The organism is Acidithiobacillus albertensis, assembly GCF_001931655.1.
GTDB classification, from domain to species: Bacteria; Pseudomonadota; Gammaproteobacteria; order Acidithiobacillales; family Acidithiobacillaceae; genus Acidithiobacillus; species Acidithiobacillus thiooxidans.
This window is the reverse complement of record NZ_MOAD01000107.1, coordinates 1-3,199: the sequence shown is the minus strand read 5'-3', so window position 1 is coordinate 3,199 and position 3,199 is coordinate 1. Positions and strand designations below refer to the sequence as shown.

Genomic DNA, 3,199 nt, shown 5'->3' with positions numbered 1-3,199 from the left:
TGCAAATCCTGCCGCTTCGTGGGTCCGGGCAGTCTTACTTTTGACAGCAGTGATGGCATTAGCCGGTTGTGCCAACATGAGCCCAACGGGCCAGCGTGCTCTGAGTGGCGGTGCTATTGGCGCTGCTGGCGGTGCGGTTTTGGGAACAGTCGCTGCGGGCAATCCTGCCGTCGGTGCTGCGGTAGGTGGTGCGGTGGGTGCGGGGGTAGGTGCTGCTCTCCCCCAAATAGAAAACAGCCTGAACGGTAATTGACCGATTACTGCACTGATTACAAGGGGATGCGGCTCCTATTTGGAGCGGATGGGCAACAGGGAATGGAGTGAGGTGCGACTCGGAGTAACACATATAGCAGGGTGATCCAAAGGTGAACTCAAAAAGGTTATTATTTGTGGGCTTTATTGTCAGCATGGTAACCCTTTCCGGCTGCGCGATTCAGCCCTATGGTACGTATGCATATACGGGATATTACGTCACCCAGGATGAGCAACCCTACTTTAGTCAGCCACTCTATGACCAGTACCTGTTTTGGGACTACTATCCGCAATTGTACTACCAGTACTACCCAGCACCGCCACCTCCCCTGCCAGCTGGTATGCCGCCCCTGCCGCCTCCACCACCAGGGGCACCACCACCGCCAGGAAGATTTTTTCATCATTTCGGCATGCAGCGGCCCTTTATCCATCCACTAAATTTACCTCCGCAGCGAGCCTTTTTGCCAGGACGCCCGCCATCAGTTCCTCAATTTAGCCCTAGAGGAGGCCCGCATCCGGGTAGTAACATCAATCTGCATGGGCCGGGTGGACGTCCGCGACACCCATTTCCAAGAAGGTTGCATGCGGGTGATCAATGAATAATGTGAATGGGCAGGTTTTCGATATGCTCTCAACTATTGGAAACAAATGATTAAATCCGCACGCGTCGCCTATGAGTGACAATATTATGTTTTTCTAAAATGACGCCTGCCCATAATTAACAAAATGATTTGCTTGAATAATTTTTTAATATAAGAAAAAAATGTGATTAGCTATGAATAAAATAACCGTGACCCCGGAGCGACATTTTCCGAGGTAAATGTTTCACGGTTGTTATTTTTATGTAAATAATCATTTAGTTATAACTTCGGCATAAAATATGCTGAAGATCTGTCATGATTACTTTCCTTTCCAGCAACAATAAATCTGTGTTTTTTTATGGCGTAGCAGGATTGGCTACGGTATTGGCGCTCATAGGGTCTTCCACTGCCTTTGCAGGCTCTTTTTCCTTTGCCAACCTCCAGAAATCTGCACAAAAGTTGTCCCGCAGAGCTTGGAAACCGCGCCCCATTTCCGCTGGCCAATATCTGCGCAGGCTGAGCCCACAGGCATATGGTCGGATTCTGGACGTACACCCCCTCTGGAAGGGGCAGGATTTACCGTTTGAAGTCGTGTTTTATCCACTGGGGCATACCTTTGTCAATCCCGTACAAATGAATGTTATTCAGCACGGACAGTCCTTTCCGCTGCCCTACAGTGCCAGGCTGTTTGCTACCCATGGGGTAGTTAGTCAATCGCAACTCCCGCGTAAAGGAGGATACGCAGGATTTTCTTTGCTTTACCCACTGGATACTCCTCCTTACCACAACGAGTTTGTGTCTTTCCTCGGTGCCAGTTATTTCCGTGCTGTCGGCAAGGGCGCCGTCTATGGAACTTCAGCCAGAGGCCTTGGAATAGATACGGCCTTACCTTCTGGTGAAATTTTTCCTTATTTCCAGGAGTTCTGGTTGCAACGACCCAAGCCAGGAGCGCGGCACATGATCATTTATGCCCTGCTGAATAGCCCTGTAATAACCGGGGCCTACCGGTTTACGGTAATCCCTGGAAAAAGTACACGCATCCGCGTACGGGCCGTTTTGTACCCGCGCAAAAAAATCAAGCAGCTTGAAATTGCCCCGCTTTCAAGCATGTACTGGCATGGTCGTGGTCGAGGTATTAGAGCCGGGGACTGGCACCCTCAACAACATGATTCCATCGATCTGATCATGGCGGCCCGTGATGGTCAATGGATCACAAGACCGTTGAATAACCCCCTGCACATCCAGGTGACCCGTTATCTTCTCAATAACCCCATTGGTTTCGGATTCTTTCAACAGGATCGCCGCTTTTCTAACTACGAAGGATTAATTACACAGTATCAAAAAAGGCCCAGCGTCTGGATTCACCCGCTTAATCACTGGGGGAAAGGACAGGTGGAGCTGGTAGAATTGCCGACAAACAACCGTAATACGGATAACATGGTGACCTTTTGGGTCCCCGCGAAACCCCTGCGACCGGGTGAATCACTGCGGGTGCATTACCAGATCCGGTTTTTCCGGAACGACAAACAGCTCCCATCTGGCGGGCATCCAGTCGCTACCTTTCTGGGTAACGATCCGCACATGAAGGGCGCCAAGACATTGGTGGTGGATTTCGCCGGAGATGGATTGGGTCATCTCCCCGCACAAACCCCTATGCACGCCCATTTTACGGTCGGAGCAGGGGTACATATTCTCCATTCGTCAGTACGATTCAATCCCTTGAAGCACCAATGGCAGGTGAACGCCCAGATTCTCCCAGCCAGACATCAACCCCGTAACATCAGCCTATTTCTGGCTTCAAAAGGGAAAGTGCTTAGTGATACCTGGTTATATTTATTACCCCCTCAAAAGGAGGCAGCATAATGTATAGAAGCCCGGATAATTTCGATAGCCTGCATCCAATTCGCCCCATTAACGACCCGTCTATCCACCCTGTTAGAGTACCCACTGCTGCAACACATTACCTGGACAGGCTCGAGCTGTCTTCCGAACAACGGAAGTGGGTAGAAAGCCAGGTCGTAAGAGGTCTACAAGCACAGGTTGGCCAACGCAATGAAATAAGACCAGCTTGGTTTGCACTGATGCAAACCGCTATTGGCGCGTTGGCTGAGGATAGCGATGAACTCAACGCTCGTCTGGCCACTGCATCACCGGCAGCTCGTGCGCAAAACCATCCAGCACGCTGGTTTGAACAGCAACAATCTCCGGCAATATTGCGTTCTTCTATGGCGTCAAAACGATTCGTCCGGAAGATTCGGGAATATTTAGAGGAAGAATGCATGCCTGTATGGGCATTCAGGACACCATCCAGTATGAGAAATCTGGGAAGGCGTCCCATTGGGCAAAAGAATGTGCAGCGGATTCCA

The 3,199-nt window shown here is 50.4% G+C and carries 2 protein-coding genes and 1 pseudogene; all 3 read left to right on the top strand.

Going from position 1 to position 3,199, the window contains the following annotated elements; genetic code table 11:
- The first annotated feature begins 52 nt into the window (after nt 1-52).
- Nucleotides 53-253, top strand: coding sequence for a glycine zipper domain-containing protein (locus tag BLW97_RS18345; protein ID WP_139111723.1), 201 nt, complete (start codon nt 53-55; stop codon nt 251-253).
- An 895-nt stretch (nt 254-1,148) separates the two neighbouring features.
- Complete coding sequence (locus tag BLW97_RS18340; protein ID WP_075324196.1) at nt 1,149-2,696, top strand: OpgD/OpgG family glucan biosynthesis protein; 1,548 nt, start codon at nt 1,149-1,151, stop codon at nt 2,694-2,696.
- Nucleotides 2,696-3,199: pseudogene (locus BLW97_RS18335) on the top strand (hypothetical protein); the annotation flags it as partial. The gene BLW97_RS18340 and the pseudogene BLW97_RS18335, both read left to right, overlap by 1 nt.

Excerpts from the sequence above, each read along its gene's own strand:
- BLW97_RS18345 (WP_139111723.1), top strand. The coding sequence starts at position 53 with ATGGCATTAGCCGGTTGTGCCAACATGAGCCCAACGGGCCAGCGTGCT.
- BLW97_RS18340 (WP_075324196.1), top strand. The coding sequence starts at position 1,149 with ATGATTACTTTCCTTTCCAGCAACAATAAATCTGTGTTTTTTTATGGC.